Source organism: Paracoccus maritimus (assembly GCF_025195095.1).
In the GTDB taxonomy this organism is placed as follows: domain Bacteria; phylum Pseudomonadota; class Alphaproteobacteria; order Rhodobacterales; family Rhodobacteraceae; genus Paracoccus; species Paracoccus maritimus.
The window spans coordinates 105,775-119,545 of the sequence record NZ_JANAVZ010000007.1; the positions used below are offsets into that span (position 1 = coordinate 105,775).

The 13,771-nt window shown below is 61.1% G+C and carries 13 protein-coding genes; 11 read left to right on the forward strand and 2 right to left on the reverse strand.

Translation table 11 applies throughout. The features are described from left to right. The first annotated feature begins 71 nt into the window (after nucleotides 1–71). The 5 genes from MU516_RS13305 to MU516_RS13325 all read left to right on the forward strand — a co-directional run bounded on the left by MU516_RS13305 (nucleotide 72) and on the right by MU516_RS13325 (nucleotide 4,214). Nucleotides 72–362, forward strand: a complete 291-nt coding sequence (locus MU516_RS13305; RefSeq protein WP_260277711.1) for a DUF3572 domain-containing protein — start codon at nucleotides 72–74, stop codon at nucleotides 360–362. Nucleotides 363–446: 84 nt separating this feature from the next. Continuing rightward, the gene (locus MU516_RS13310; RefSeq protein ID WP_260277712.1) at nucleotides 447–1,043 is read left to right on the forward strand and encodes a heme NO-binding domain-containing protein; all 597 of its coding nucleotides are present in this window, start codon (nucleotides 447–449) and stop codon (nucleotides 1,041–1,043) included. Continuing rightward, entirely contained in the window at nucleotides 1,040–2,056 is a 1,017-nt protein-coding gene (locus tag MU516_RS13315; protein WP_260277713.1) for a GGDEF domain-containing protein, read from the forward strand. Before MU516_RS13310 ends, MU516_RS13315 begins: the two co-directional genes overlap by 4 nt. 134 nt (nucleotides 2,057–2,190) lie before the next feature. Continuing rightward, nucleotides 2,191–2,799: a nicotinate-nucleotide adenylyltransferase gene (locus MU516_RS13320; RefSeq protein WP_260277840.1), complete on the forward strand. Its 609-nt coding sequence runs from the start codon at nucleotides 2,191–2,193 to the stop codon at nucleotides 2,797–2,799. 8 nt (nucleotides 2,800–2,807) lie between these two features. Continuing rightward, nucleotides 2,808–4,214 carry a D-alanyl-D-alanine carboxypeptidase gene (locus MU516_RS13325; protein WP_260277714.1) on the forward strand — a complete coding sequence of 469 codons (1,407 nt, stop codon included), beginning with the start codon at nucleotides 2,808–2,810 and terminating at the stop codon, nucleotides 4,212–4,214. Between the two features lie 6 nt (nucleotides 4,215–4,220). On the opposite strand, the gene MU516_RS13330 is transcribed toward MU516_RS13325, so the two are convergent. Then, a complete protein-coding gene (locus tag MU516_RS13330) occupies nucleotides 4,221–4,643 on the reverse strand; it encodes a tellurite resistance TerB family protein (RefSeq protein WP_260277715.1) in 423 nt (140 codons plus the stop codon). An 88-nt stretch (nucleotides 4,644–4,731) separates the two neighbouring features. Between MU516_RS13330 and MU516_RS13335 the strand changes: the two genes are divergently transcribed. The 3 genes from MU516_RS13335 (at nucleotide 4,732) to MU516_RS13345 (ending at nucleotide 8,752) form a co-directional block, all read left to right on the forward strand. Next, on the forward strand, nucleotides 4,732–6,321 hold the full coding sequence (locus MU516_RS13335; protein WP_260277716.1) for a lysine--tRNA ligase: 1,590 nt from the start codon (nucleotides 4,732–4,734) through the stop codon (nucleotides 6,319–6,321). Between the two features lie 136 nt (nucleotides 6,322–6,457). Then, a complete protein-coding gene (locus MU516_RS13340) occupies nucleotides 6,458–7,933 on the forward strand; it encodes a glycoside hydrolase family 55 protein (protein WP_260277718.1) in 1,476 nt (491 codons plus the stop codon). A 45-nt stretch (nucleotides 7,934–7,978) separates the two neighbouring features. After that, nucleotides 7,979–8,752 carry a hypothetical protein gene (locus MU516_RS13345; protein ID WP_260277719.1) on the forward strand — a complete coding sequence of 258 codons (774 nt, stop codon included), beginning with the start codon at nucleotides 7,979–7,981 and terminating at the stop codon, nucleotides 8,750–8,752. Nucleotides 8,753–8,798: 46 nt separating this feature from the next. Here MU516_RS13345 and MU516_RS13350 read toward each other — a convergent pair whose 3' ends face one another. Next, nucleotides 8,799–9,293 carry a pyridoxamine 5-phosphate oxidase gene (locus MU516_RS13350; protein WP_260277721.1) on the reverse strand — a complete coding sequence of 165 codons (495 nt, stop codon included), beginning with the start codon at nucleotides 9,291–9,293 and terminating at the stop codon, nucleotides 8,799–8,801. Nucleotides 9,294–9,556: 263 nt separating this feature from the next. Here MU516_RS13350 and acs point away from each other — a divergent pair, with 263 nt between their 5' ends. From acs to MU516_RS13365, 3 genes are all read left to right on the forward strand, one after another. Beyond that, a complete protein-coding gene (gene acs / locus MU516_RS13355; RefSeq protein ID WP_260277722.1) occupies nucleotides 9,557–11,512 on the forward strand; it encodes an acetate--CoA ligase in 1,956 nt (651 codons plus the stop codon). 133 nt (nucleotides 11,513–11,645) lie between these two features. Beyond that, nucleotides 11,646–11,903 (forward strand): DUF4212 domain-containing protein, encoded by a 258-nt coding sequence (locus MU516_RS13360; protein ID WP_209056158.1) that lies wholly within the window; start codon nucleotides 11,646–11,648, stop codon nucleotides 11,901–11,903. Between the two features lie 12 nt (nucleotides 11,904–11,915). Then, the gene (locus MU516_RS13365) at nucleotides 11,916–13,727 is read left to right on the forward strand and encodes a sodium:solute symporter family protein (protein WP_260277723.1); all 1,812 of its coding nucleotides are present in this window, start codon (nucleotides 11,916–11,918) and stop codon (nucleotides 13,725–13,727) included. Nucleotides 13,728–13,771: the final 44 nt, after the last annotated feature.

Sequence of the window (13,771 nt, forward strand, 5' to 3'; positions counted from 1 at the left end):
AAATACTTAACAAACGGTTTCCGGCCGGATCTCATGAGCCGATTTCCGCTCAGACCACGAAGAGGTGAACGATGAGCTTCAATCATTCAGGCGCGCGACATCTGGCGACCGACGCGCTGCTGTACATCCTCGAGAAACCTGATCTGGCGTCGGGCTTCATGAATGCGACGGGGTTGAGGCCCGACGATCTGCATGCACTTGCCGGAACGCCAGAGCTTGGTCTGCATGTCCTGGATTTTCTTCTTGAAGATGATTCGCGCGTGGTCGAAGCCGCGTCGTCGATGTCGATGCGACCACAGGACCTGCTTGCGGCACGGACGGCGATCGCGGGACCGGGCAGCTATGGATGGGAAGCGGACTGACCGGCGGCAAGCGGCGATTCCTGCCTCTGTTAGAAACTTGTTCATCTTTCTGCGTTAGCTGCAGGAATCGAGCAGAGGTGACGAATGCAAAGGCTGGTAGTTCGGGCGATCGAAGAGTTCCTGCGTGACACCCATGGAGATGCGCTGTGGACGCGGGTCGTCGCGGACTGCGACGCGCGGACACGTGAGGGCGTGACAGGTTCGGCACCTGTGTCGCGCGATCGAGAGCAACAGATCCATCGACTTTTGTCGGTGACCGCAGAACGGCTTTGCAGGCCGGTCGGCGAGTTGTTCGAGGACATGGGCGCCTGGCTGGCGAGACGCGAGGCGATCAGGCGTCTGTTGCGATTTTCAGGCCGTGATTTCAGGGACTTCCTCATGCGATTGGAGGAACTGCCTGGACGGGCACATTTCGTCATTCCGGATCTGGATATGCCGCAGATCGAGATCACGTTGCAGTCCAATCAATCGCTGCGACTGTCTTTTCCGCATTCCGCGCCCGGCTGGTCCGAGATTCTGGCCGGCGTTTTGCGCGTCATGGCAGACGACTATGGCACGCTGGCGCTGATTGAGGTCAAGGGTGATGAAGTCCATGTCCAGATCTCCGACGATGCGTTTGCCGAGGGGCGAGAGTTTCGTCTGGTTGGTGATCGTGCCACCGACATGGCGACGCGCCGATGATGCATCGGGAACAGATCCTTGGATTGGAAATGGGGGCCTTGAAGGCGCTGTTGCCGATGCATCTTTGGATGACGGCCGATGGCACGGTCTTGTCGACCGGGCCGACCCTGGCCAAGATCATCGGCGGCGGGGAACATCTTGGTGATCTGTTCCTGAACGGGCGTGCCGGTGATGCCGGCACGTTGCTGGATCGGATCGACGCCGCCGCAGAAAACGGCGATCGCCTGTTTTTGCGGATGCGACCAGCGCCGCACCTGAATCTTAGGGGCAATGCGGTTCGCGCGCGATCCGGATCGGTGTTGCTGAATCTTGGGTTCGGGATCGAAATCTACGACGCGGTGCGCATTGCGGGGCTGACGGATGCGGATTTCGCGCCACCCGAACTGGCCATGGAACTGCTGTTCATGCGCGAGGCGATCGGGGGCGTTCTGGGCGAGTTATCGCGTTTCAACAGCCAGTTGGAGGCGGCGCGCGAGGCCGCCGAGGTTCAGGCCCATACCGATCCGCTGACCGGATTGCGCAACCGAAGGGGGCTGGAACTGGCATTGGGCAACGCGCTGCGACTGGCCCGAGACGGTGACGCCACGGGGAAGGGCACGGGTTTTGCGCTGGCGCACCTGGATCTGGATCATTTCAAGCAGGTGAATGATCTTCTGGGGCATGCGGCAGGCGATCTGGTGCTGCGGCACGTTGCCCGGGTCCTGCAAGAGGTGACTCGCAGCGACGATACGGCGGCCAGAATCGGTGGTGACGAATTTGTCCTGATCCTGAAAGGGCTTGAGGATCCGGAGATGTTGAAGCGCTTGGCCGGACGGATCATCGCGGGAATCGAAGCCGCGCTTGACCAGCAAGAAGAATGCGGCGTTTCGGCCAGCATGGGGATCGTGCTGTCACGGTTCTACAAGAACCTGTCCGCCGAACGTATGCTGGCCGATTCCGATGCTGCCCTGTATCGGTCGAAACGCAATGGCAGGGCGCGCGTCACAATTATCGACGCGCCGCGCGCCGATTGACTGGCGTATCTTATCGAAGCACGCGCGGTCACGATCCAAGGATCGCCATATACGATCGGGCAAGTTGCGGAACAGATCCAGCTTGCCTTGACGGGCCAGTTGGCTTGGCCGATGTGATGATCTAATCGTTGGAAATGGCGACAGGATTTCCATTGGCGCACGCCGGTATGCGGATCGGAGTTCTGGGCGGATCGTTCGATCCTGCCCATTGCGGGCATGTCGATATATCTCGCTTTGCCAAACACCGCTTCGGGCTTGACCGGATCTGGTGGATGGTCTCTCCGGGAAATCCGCTCAAGTCGCGCGGTCCGGCGCCATTGCAGGACCGGATCGCCGCAGCAAGGCGATTGCTGCACGATCCCGATATCGTGGTGACGGATGTCGAGGCGCGACTCGGCACCCGAATGACCGCCGACACGATCGCCGAATTGCAGCGCAGCTATCCCGGGGTTCGGTTTGTCTGGCTGATGGGATCCGACAATCTGGTCCAGTTCGACCAATGGGACCGCTGGCGTCAGATTGCGGCTTCGGTGCCGATCGGTGTCCTGTCACGGCCCGGATCGCGTGTGGCCGCCCGTCACGCGCCAGCCGCGCAGATCATGCGCCGCTGGCGATTGCCGCAATTCCGTGCCGGTGAACTTGCGATGTGCGACCCGCCGGCCTGGGTTCTGGTCAACCTGCCGATGTCGCCGCAGTCATCGACCGCTATTCGAGCGGCCCGAAACAAGTTGAATCCAGACTGAGGGGCGGAATGGTGACCAAATTGAGCCGTCGTGCCGTTCTGGCTGCCGCGTTAAGTCTGCCGGCCGCCCGTCTGTGGGGTCAGGATGCCGGTCTGGCGCAACGGCCGCCCACCAGGCCTATCCCCGATGCGGCAGAGTTGGTCGCAGCATCGCGGCTGCGTGGCACGGTTGGATACGCGCTGCTTGACAACCGCGGCACGCTTCTGGACGGCGCTTTGGCGTCAGAGCCTTTGCCGCCGGCCAGCACCATGAAAGTGCTGACGGCGTTATATGCCCTTGCCCGGCTGGGGCCCGATCATCGGTTCCGGACCCGCGTCGTTCGCGCGGCTGACATGCTGGTTCTGGTCGGGGGCGGTGATCCGATCCTGTCCAGCGACGATCTGGAAACGCTGGCCGCCGATCTGGTCGCGTCGGGTCAGACCAGCCCCGCACGCTTCGCGGTCTGGGGTGGTGCGCTGCCGCGACTGACCGAAATTGTCCCGGATCAGCCCGATCACCTGGCCTATAATCCTGCGGTTTCGGGAATGATCCTGAATTTCAACCGTGTGCATCTGGGCTGGCGTCATGTCGGCGGCGGATTGCAGATGCGGCTCGAGGCGCGCGCCGCCGCGAATTCGCCACGCGCCTATACCATCACCGCCCAGCCCGTCGATCAGCGCAACCTGTTCACCTATCGCGCGGATGATCGTGTCGAACACTGGACCGTGGCGCGGTCCGCCTTGGCTCGGCCCGGAAGCCGCTGGCTGCCGGTTCGGAGGCCCGAACTATATGCCGGCGACGTGTTCCAGACGCTGTGCCGCGCCAAGGGGTTGGTGCTGCCATCGCCCGAAGTGATAGATGTCATGCCTGCTGGCGATGAGGTCGCGGCGCATGGCAGCCAGAGACTGGACCGGATTCTGCGTGACATGCTGTATTACTCGACCAACCTGACCGCCGAGGTGGTGGGCCTGCACGCAAGCGGGGCCCGCGATCCGGCGGCGTCGGCACGCAGGATGCAGGGCTGGTTCCGCGATCAGGGATTGGGTGACGGCTTCGATCTGGCCGATCATTCGGGGTTGTCCGATGCCAGCCGTGTGACGGCAGAGGGACTTGCACGCGCGATCCAGTCGGCTGCAGGTGCGGCGGAACTTGGTGCCCTGCTGAAACGGGATCCACTTTCCGATGATCTGGGTGCGCCTGTCTCGCAAAGCTACGAGGTTGCCGCCAAGACCGGCACCTTGAACTTCGTCTCGAATCTGGCAGGTCATCTTGACAAAGATGGGCGTCAAGGTGTCTTCGCGATTCTTTGCACGGATCAGCCGCGTCACATCGCAACGTCAGGCACCGATTTGCCTGCCGGAGTGCGCGGCTGGACGCGAGAGGCGAAAACTCTGCAACGCCGGCTTCTGGCGTCATGGGCGCAGCGATATCTGTAGAAGGCGTCAGAGCACGCGATGACGGACCTGCGCCGACAGCTCGATGGCGGCGGCATGCAGGCGGGCAATCGACATCTGGTCGCGGATCTCGGCCAGCATCTCGATTTCGTTCTCGTAAAGCCTGCCATCCGCCGCGGCCACGTCGCAAGCCAGTGCATAGGCGGTTTCATACATCTTCTCTGGCAGAGCATCCCGGACCAGGCCGAACAGCGCATCCAGCCCGTCTTCGTCCTCGAACAATGAGATCACGGTCTGGCTGACCGCACGGATACGGCTTTCATCGTAGTCCGCAAAGACCGGCGCATGATCGACATTGCGCTGAATCGCCACGAGCTCCGAGGTTCGCATCGTTTCATCCGAGGCCGAAACGGCCACCATCACCGCGACAAGCGCATCGCAGGGCGAGAAAGAGGGCAGTTCGGCGGTCATGCTGACGTCTCCTGATGATGGGTTCAAATTATTGACGATTCCGCCTGCTTTCAATATGGCGTCGAAGGCTTGGAACAGGAGCTGAATCATGACAACCCTGCGCGACGCTGCGATGACATCGAAGGCTTGGCCGTTCGAGGAGGCGCGCCGGGTGCTGAAACGCTATGAGAAGAAGGAACCAGAAAAGGGGTTCGTTCTGTTCGAGACGGGTTACGGCCCGTCCGGCCTGCCTCATATCGGGACATTCGGTGAGGTTGCGCGCACGACCATGATCCGCCGCGCATTCGAGATGATCAGCGATATTCCGACCCGGCTTATCTGCTTTTCGGATGACATGGACGGCATGCGCAAGGTGCCCGACAATGTTCCGCAACAGGAGATGCTGCACCAACATCTGCAAAAGCCCCTGACCAGCGTGCCAGATCCCTTCGGCCAGTATGACAGCTTCGGCGGGCATAACAACGCGATGCTGCGCCGTTTTCTGGATACGTTCGGGTTCGAATACGAATTCATCAGCGCGACCGAGTTCTACAAGTCCGGGCGCTTTGACGAGACGTTGCTGCGCGCGGCCGAGAAATATGAACAGATCATGCAGGTCATGCTGGCCAGCCTGCGCGAGGAGCGGCAGCAGACCTATAGCTGCTTCCTGCCGATCAGCCCCACGACCGGCCGAGTGCTGTATGTCCCGATCAAGCATGTCGACGCGGCAGCCGGCACGATCACCTTCGACGAGGACGGGCAGGAATTGACGCTGCCGGTCACGGGCGGGCAGGTGAAGCTGCAGTGGAAGCCCGATTTCGGCGCGCGGTGGGCGGCGCTGGATGTCGATTTCGAGATGTACGGCAAGGATCACAGCACCAACACGCCGATCTATGACCGCATCTGCGAGATTCTTGGGGGCCGGAAGCCCGAACATTTCACCTATGAACTGTTCCTCGACCAGCACGGGCAGAAGATCAGCAAATCCAAAGGCAACGGCCTGTCGATCGACGAGTGGCTGACCTATGCGGCAACCGAAAGCCTGTCCTATTTCATGTATCAGAAGCCGAAAACGGCCAAGCGCATGTATTTCGATGTGATCCCGAAGGCGGTGGACGAATATCACCAGCAACTGCGCGCCTTCCCGGATCAGGCGCCTGAACAGCAGCTCGCCAACCCGGTCTTTCACATCAATGGCGGTCAGGTGCCGGTGTCGGACATGGTCGTCCCGTTCCAGATGCTGCTGAACCTCGCCTCGGTTGCGGGGGCCAGCGGCAAGGACGGTCTGTGGGGCTTTATCCGGCGTTACGCGCCCGAGGCCAGTCCCGAGACCCATCCGGGCCTGGATCAGGCGGCGGGATTTGCGTTGCGCTATTTCAAGGATTTTGTCGCACCGTCCCGGACATTCCGTGCTCCCAACGAAATCGAACGTCGCGCGATGGAGGATCTGGCCGGGCGGTTGGCGGCGTGGGACCAGCCCGCCGATCCCGAGGCATTGCAGTCGATGGTTTTCGCTGTCGGCAAGGATCACGGATTCGAGCCGCTGCGCGACTGGTTCGCGGCGCTGTATCAGGTGTTGCTGGGCGCCGATCAGGGGCCGCGTTTCGGCGGGTTTGTGGCGCTTTACGGCATCGACGAAACGCGCGGTCTGATCGAACGCGCGCTTGCAGGCGAGTTGGTGGACGGGACCGCGACCTAGATACGGGTGTTGCCGAAACACGCGTTGCACCGTTCGCACCGTTCACCGGCGGTTAAGCTTTCGTAAACTATTTCTTCAGGTCTCACGCGGGCTCATGTCACGGACCCGTTTGCGCACCGCCTTGAGGAGATAGGACATGAACATTGCGATCACCAACGGGTTGCTGCTGATGCCGCCGGCGTTTCGCGCCGGTCTGAATGCATGGTCACGCAGCGATGGCACCTCGGGCAGTGCGACCTGGGCCAGCGCCGACAATGCCGGTATCAATCCCTCGGATCAGGATTTCGGCGCCTGTCTTGAAATCCTCAAGCAGCAGACGACGACCAGCATCCGGTTCATGGGCGAGACGCCGATGATCCCGGGCGTCTATCTGCGCATCTCGGCGCGGGTCAAGGCGGTGGCGGGCCCGCTGTGCAGCGTGCGCATCGCGGGTTGGGCGGGTGATGGTGGCAGAAATCATGTCTCGGGTTTAACCGAAACCGGTCCGACCCTGCCTTTGCAAACGCATAACGAGGTGGTCGAGGTCAGTGCTATCGTCGGCGTGGGCGCGCGCGGTGGGGTGAACATGCCATGGGGCACGCGGCCGGTATTTGGCCATTTCGGTCTGGACCTGATCGGTGCCAATGGCGGCGCGATACGCGTCGAATCGATCCGGATCGAGGACGTCACCTCCGCTTTCGTCCCGTCGCTGATCGACTGGGTGGATGTGCGGGACTATGGCGCGGTCGGTGACGGTATCACCAATGATCGAGACGCATTCATGGCCGCGGACAACGCCGCGAATGGCGGATGGATCCTTGTGCCGGAAGGCAGTTTTCGGATCGTTGGCGACATCGGCATCCGCAGTCCGATCCGCTTCAAGGGCAGGCTGACCACGCCCGATTCCACGCGCGTGTCCTTTCTGGAAAGCTTCGACTTTCCGACCTATGCGGATGCGTTCGGAGACGAGACGTTGGGGTTCCGCAAGGCACTGCAGGCGTTGTTCGGGTATACCGATCATGTCTCGCTGGATCTGTGCGGACGCAGGGTCGATCTGACTGAACCGATGCTTATCTCGGACATCGCGCCGGAACTGTCGGGATTTTCCAATCGCCGGGTCATCTGCAATGGCAGTGTGATGTCGGTGGATGGTCCGGCGTGGCAGACCGGCACCAGCAGCAGTCGTGCGACCTACAACCCGGCGAACCCGTTGCGGCTGACAGATGTCGTCAACGTCGCTGCGGTCGAGATCGGCAGCCGGGTGATCGGCAACGGCGTCGGTCGCGAGGTCTATGTCAACGGAAAGAATGTCAGCGAGGGGTGGCTGCGCCTGTCGCAGCCGCTGTATGGCGGTGCCAGCACGCGCAATTACAGCTTTGAACGATATCGCTACATGTTCGACTTTTCGGGCATGGAAAAGCTGGACCGGCTGAACTTTGTCGATCTGGACCTGAACTGTCAGGGTGTGGGCAGCGCGATCATGCTGCCCCCCGACGGCGAAATGATCGCAGTGCGCGACTGCTATATCACCCGCCCGAAGGACCGCGCGATCACCTCGATCGGCAAGGGATGTCAGGACTTGCTGGTGGATCGATGCCAGTTCCTGTCAGATGAGATGACCTTGCCGGCATAGCAGCGCCATACCATCGCCATCAACGTGAACGGCAACGACGTAAAGATGCGCAACAACCGGTTTGTTCGTTTTGCCCATTTCATGGTCGCGGCGGGTGGCGGGCACATCATCAGCGGCAACCACTGGTTCCAAGGCGACAACAGCAATGACGGGCTGCGCTATGCCGGGCTGGTTCTGACCCAGACGAATATCCAGACGACGATCTCGGGCAACTATATCGACAACGCCTCGATCGAATGGACCAATGAACACAGCGCCTATCCTGATTTCACGGGCGGCGAATACAGCTTTGGCGGCCTGACCATCACCGGTAATACCTGCCTGTGCAGTCGAACGGTGCCCTGGTTCACTTGGTTGACGGTCAAGCCCTATGGAACCGGGCACTACATCCACGGCCTTACCGTCGCCAGCAACGTGTTCAAGGCGCTTTATAATTCGATCGACCGGATCGAGCGTGTGGATACCTCGATCGCCGATCTGGACTACAACAACATGCGCAACGTTCAATTCGAGGCCAATACCTTCAATGGCATCTCGAACTATGTCTCCAACCCACTTATGGTGCAGCATACCCAGAACAGCCTGTCCAGCAGCTGGACCTTGCCGGTGATCCAGGGGTTGCCGTTTCAAGGCTGGGCCAAATCGATCCAGTCGGTGATCCTTGAAGGACCGATCACCAACGCATCAGGAAACCGACTTGATGCGATGCCCTGGGTGCAGGGCTTTGTCGGATCCAGCAAACGCCAGATCCGCGTGAACTGGAGCACCCCGGTGAAGGGTAATATCTGCGTCTATGCGCGCATGGATCGTCCGGTCTGAGGCGGATCCAGTTTCGGATGCCAAGGCGCCCCCATGAGCCGGAAGGTCATGGGGGCGTTTTCGCATCGTCGCCGCGAAGATCCTGATCCGTCAGCCGGAACGCCGCACCGAAACCTGCGTTCAACAGCCCGCGCTGTGGCGTCAATGACCAGAACCGGAAATCCGGCAGATCAATGAACAGCCGCGAGCGTCGGTGCCGTTGCAACCAGCGATCGCGGATATCGGCGTTCGCTGGCAGCAGCCGAGCCGTTACCTGCAGCGACAGGCGCGGCCAGGTCATCGGATCGCCCTTCTCCTCGCTCTGCTCAACCAGCAGTCCGGCGCGGGGATCTCGGGCCAGTGCCTGACTGTGGGTTGCGATTCCCGCCAGAAGAGCCGTCAGCGTTCCGTCGCCGGCCGTCTGACAGAGGATGCGAGCCTGATGTGGATGGCCTGAACGCGTGTCAGGCACAGCCAGCGTCGCATGCCGCATCCGGTCCAGCATCGACATCATCAGCTTGCGGGTCTGGTCATCGAGGGTCTGAAAACGCGCCTGGCTCATGGCACGATCTAGCTGGCGGGTTGTTCGCTTGGCAACAGGAGAGGCGACGTGTCGCCTGACTCGGTCTGTTCCCAAAGTTGTGAATATTTACAGATTAGCCGTTTAATCGGTCAATAAATTTACAAAAAAATCGTTATTTAAAAATTACTTAACATCGTGCCCTGTTTGTGATTAACATCACTGCAGGGTTGCCGTGCATCCTGTGCGTGACGCTTGGCGCGCATTGGTTGATTGCCGGGACATTGCTGCGAGGAGGGGATTACATGAGCTCTGAAAACGTTGGAAAACATGCCATTCCGGCAGGTTTCGAAAATGCCCATGCGGGGCCTGCGGATTATCAGCGGCTGTATGCCGAATCGATTGATGATCCTGACGGTTTCTGGGGGCGCGAGGGCAAGCGGCTGGACTGGATCCAGCCCTATACCAAGGTCAAGAACACCGATTTCACCTTTGGTCAGGTCAGCATCAAGTGGTTCGAGGACGGCGTTCTGAATGCCAGCGTCAACTGCGTTGACCGACATCTGGAACGGCGTGGCGAGCAGACGGCGATCATCTTCGAGCCCGACGATCCCAAGGCCGAGGCGCAGTACATCACCTATAATCAGCTTTCCGAGAATGTGAACCGGATGGCGAATGTCCTGCTGAGCCAGGGCGTAATGCGCGGCGACCGCGTCGTGATCTATCTGCCAATGATCCCCGAGGCAGCCTATGCGATGCTGGCCTGCGCCCGGATCGGTGCAATCCATTCGATCGTCTTCGCAGGTTTTTCCCCCGATGCATTGGCCAACCGCATTAACGACAGCGGTGCCAAGGTCGTCATCACCGCCGACAGCGCGCCGCGCGGCGGGCGCAAGACCAATCTGAAATCGAATGCAGATGCGGCGCTGCTGCATTGTTCGGACAGGGTGCGATGCCTGGTCGTCAAGCACACCGGCGACCAGACCACCTGGGTCGAGGGCCGCGATGTGGACGTGAAGGCGCAGATGCAAGAGGTCAGCCCGGATTGCCCGCCGCGGCCGATGAATGCCGAGGATCCGCTTTTCGTGCTGTATACCTCTGGCTCGACGGGCAAGCCGAAGGGCGTCGTCCATTCGACCGGCGGCTATCTGGTCTTCGCCGCGATGACCCATCAATACACCTTCGACTATCACGAAGGCGACGTGTTCTGGTGCACCGCGGATGTGGGCTGGGTGACCGGCCACAGCTATATCGTCTATGGCCCGCTGGCGAACGGCGCGACCACGCTGATGTTCGAAGGCGTGCCGACCTGGCCTGATGCCGGTCGCTTCTGGGAGGTCTGCGCCAAGCACAAGGTCAACCAGTTCTACACCGCGCCGACCGCCATTCGCGCGTTGATGGGCAAGGGCACCGAATTCGTCGAGAAACACGACCTGTCCAGCCTGCGCCTGCTTGGCACCGTGGGCGAGCCGATCAACCCGGAAGCCTGGAACTGGTACAATGAGAATGTCGGCAAGGGGCGCTGCCCGATCGTCGATACATGGTGGCAAACCGAAACCGGCGGCCACCTGATCACGCCGCTTCCGGGCGCGATCGAGACCAAGGCCGGTTCGGCGACACTGCCGTTCTTCGGGATCAAGCCCGCCGTTCTCGATCCCAACAGTGCCGAACTGATCAAGGGCGATCCGGCCGAGGGCGTGCTGTGCATCGCCGACAGCTGGCCTGGGCAGATGCGCACCGTCTGGGGCGATCACCAGCGCTTCATGGAGACATATTTCCAACAATATCCGGGTTACTACTTCACCGGCGACGGCTGTCGGCGCGACGAAGATGGCTATTACTGGATCACCGGCCGCGTGGACGACGTCATCAATGTCAGCGGCCACCGCATGGGCACCGCCGAGGTTGAAAGCGCGCTGGTCGCCCATGACAAGGTCGCCGAGGCCGCCGTGGTCGGATATCCGCATCCGGTCAAGGGGCAGGGGATCTATGCATATGTCACGTTGATGAACGGCGTGGAACCCAGCGACGAACTGCGCGCGGAACTGGAAAAATGGGTCCGGACCGAGATCGGCCCGATTGCGAAGCCGGACCTGATCCAGTGGGCGCCGGGAATGCCCAAGACCCGGTCGGGCAAGATCATGCGCCGCATCCTGCGCAAGATCGCCGAGAACGACTATGGCGCGCTTGGCGACACCTCGACCCTGGCTGAACCCGAGGTCGTGGACGAACTGATCGAGAACCGGATGAACCGGGGCTGATCCATCGACAGACGAACGGGGCCGCCTGTCGGCCCCGGCAAGCCGCCCCGGCCTTTCCGCCGGGAACCGGGGCGGTGTGTCCAAAGCAATGGCGGAAAGAGGGTCAAGTCTGAACAGGGAGGGTCCGAAGGACATGAGTGACAGACAATCATCGAACGCCTATTGGCAGGCCAATCTGAAGATAATCTATATCTGCATCGCGATCTGGGCACTTGTGTCCTATGGCTTTGCGATCATCCTCAGGCCGCTGCTTTCGGGCATCAAGATCGGCGGGACTGATTTGGGCTTCTGGTTCGCGCAGCAAGGCTCGATCCTGGTCTTCATTGCACTGATTTTCTTCTACGCGTGGCGGATGAACAAGCTCGACCGCGACCACGGCGTGGACGAGTGAGGGGGACGTAACATGAGCCAGTTTACACTTAACCTGATCTTCATCGGCCTCAGCTTTGCCGTGTATATCGGCATCGCCATCTGGGCCCGCGCCGGAACAACGGCCGAATTCTATGCCGCGAACCGCGGTGTCAGCCCGGTGATGAACGGGATGGCGACCGCGGCCGACTGGATGTCGGCGGCATCCTTCATCTCGATGGCGGGTCTGATCGCCTTCACCGGCTATGACAACTCGACCTATCTGATGGGCTGGACCGGCGGATATGTTCTGCTGGCGATGCTGCTGGCGCCGTATCTGCGCAAGTTCGGAAAGTTCACCGTACCGGAATTCATCGGCGACCGTTTCTATTCTGGTACCGCACGGATCATCGGCGTGATCTGCCTGCTGATCATCTCGATCACCTATGTGATCGGTCAGATGACCGGCGTGGGCGTCACCTTCTCGCGCTATCTCGAGGTGTCGAACTCGACCGGTCTGTGGATCGGCGCGGCGCTGGTGTTCTGCTATGCTGTTCTGGGTGGCATGAAGGGCATCACCTACACGCAGGTTGCGCAGTATGTCGTGCTGATCATCGCCTACACGATCCCGGCGGTCTTCATCGCGCTGCAGCTGACCGGCCACGCGCTGCCGCAGACGGGTCTGTTCGGCACGCTGAACGGCACCGACGCCAAGTTCCTGACCACGTTGGATCAGGTGGTGACCGATCTGGGCTTCAAATCCTACACCGGCCATCACGGCAGCACACTGAACATGGTCCTGTTCACGCTGGCGCTGATGATCGGCACCGCGGGCCTGCCGCATGTCATCATCCGCTTCTTCACCGTGCCGAAAGTGTCGGACGCACGGAAGTCGGCGGGTTGGGCGCTGGTCTTCATCGCATTGCTCTACACCGTTGCCCCGGCAGTCGGGTCGATGTCGCGTTTCAACCTGACCAGCACCATGTGGCCGGGCGCCGAAACCGGCCAGACCTTCAGCCAGCCTGCCGTATCGCTGGACTCGATCCAGAACGACGACGACAAGCAGTGGATGCGTAACTGGCAGGTGACCGGGTTGCTGAACTGGGAGGACAAGAACGGCGACGGACTGATCCAGTACTACAACGAAGCCGGCGCCGAGCAGGAGCCGCTGGCCGCAGCCGTGGCCGAGCAGAACCTGCAAGGCAACGAACTGACCACGGTGAACAACGACATCATGGTTCTGGCCAACCCGGAAATCGCCAACCTTCCGGGCTGGGTGATCGCCATCGTCGCTGCTGGCGGTCTGGCCGCCGCACTTTCGACCGCTGCGGGTCTGCTGCTGGCGATTTCGGGCGCGGTCAGCCACGATCTGGTCAAGGGCGCGCTGAACCCCAACATCAGTGAAAAGGGCGAGTTGTTCGCGGCCCGTGTGTCGATGGCGGTGTCGATCCTTGTGGCCACGATCCTGGGGCTGAACCCGCCGGGCTTTGCGGCGCAGACGGTGGCATTGGCCTTCGGCCTTGCAGCCAGCTCGATCTTCCCGGTTCTGATGATGGGCATCTTCTCGAAGCGCATCAACAAGCAGGGCGCGATCGCGGGGATGCTGGCGGGGATCCTGTCCACGCTGGTCTATATCTTCCTGTACAAGGGCTGGTTCTTCATCGCGGGCACCAACTCGCTGAACGATGTTCCGGCGGAATGGCTGTTCGGCATTTCGCCCGCATCCTTCGGTGTGATCGGCGCACTGATCAACTTCGCGGTCGCCTATGTGGTTTCGAACGCCACCGAGGAGCCGCCGCTGGAAGTGCAGGAACTGGTCGAATCGATCCGCGTCCCGCGCGGCGCCGGCCAGGCCCGCGCACACTGATTGAAACCTGCTGCGCCCCCGGTTTTCGGGGGCGCGGCCTTCCC

Bases quoted from the DNA above. Each gene is read 5' to 3' on its own strand.
- MU516_RS13335 (WP_260277716.1), top strand. From the start codon at position 4,732: ATGACAACCCTGCGCGACGCTGCGATGACATCGAAGGCTTGGCCGTTC.
- MU516_RS13345 (WP_260277719.1), top strand. From the start codon at position 7,979: ATGCGCAACAACCGGTTTGTTCGTTTTGCCCATTTCATGGTCGCGGCG.
- MU516_RS13305 (WP_260277711.1), top strand. From the start codon at position 72: ATGAGCTTCAATCATTCAGGCGCGCGACATCTGGCGACCGACGCGCTG.
- MU516_RS13320 (WP_260277840.1), top strand. From the start codon at position 2,191: ATGGCGACAGGATTTCCATTGGCGCACGCCGGTATGCGGATCGGAGTT.
- acs (WP_260277722.1), top strand. From the start codon at position 9,557: ATGAGCTCTGAAAACGTTGGAAAACATGCCATTCCGGCAGGTTTCGAA.
- MU516_RS13350 (WP_260277721.1), bottom strand. From the start codon at position 9,293: ATGAGCCAGGCGCGTTTTCAGACCCTCGATGACCAGACCCGCAAGCTG.
- MU516_RS13315 (WP_260277713.1), top strand. From the start codon at position 1,040: ATGATGCATCGGGAACAGATCCTTGGATTGGAAATGGGGGCCTTGAAG.
- MU516_RS13310 (WP_260277712.1), top strand. From the start codon at position 447: ATGCAAAGGCTGGTAGTTCGGGCGATCGAAGAGTTCCTGCGTGACACC.
- MU516_RS13340 (WP_260277718.1), top strand. From the start codon at position 6,458: ATGAACATTGCGATCACCAACGGGTTGCTGCTGATGCCGCCGGCGTTT.
- MU516_RS13325 (WP_260277714.1), top strand. From the start codon at position 2,808: ATGGTGACCAAATTGAGCCGTCGTGCCGTTCTGGCTGCCGCGTTAAGT.
- MU516_RS13365 (WP_260277723.1), top strand. From the start codon at position 11,916: ATGAGCCAGTTTACACTTAACCTGATCTTCATCGGCCTCAGCTTTGCC.
- MU516_RS13360 (WP_209056158.1), top strand. From the start codon at position 11,646: ATGAGTGACAGACAATCATCGAACGCCTATTGGCAGGCCAATCTGAAG.
- MU516_RS13330 (WP_260277715.1), bottom strand. From the start codon at position 4,643: ATGACCGCCGAACTGCCCTCTTTCTCGCCCTGCGATGCGCTTGTCGCG.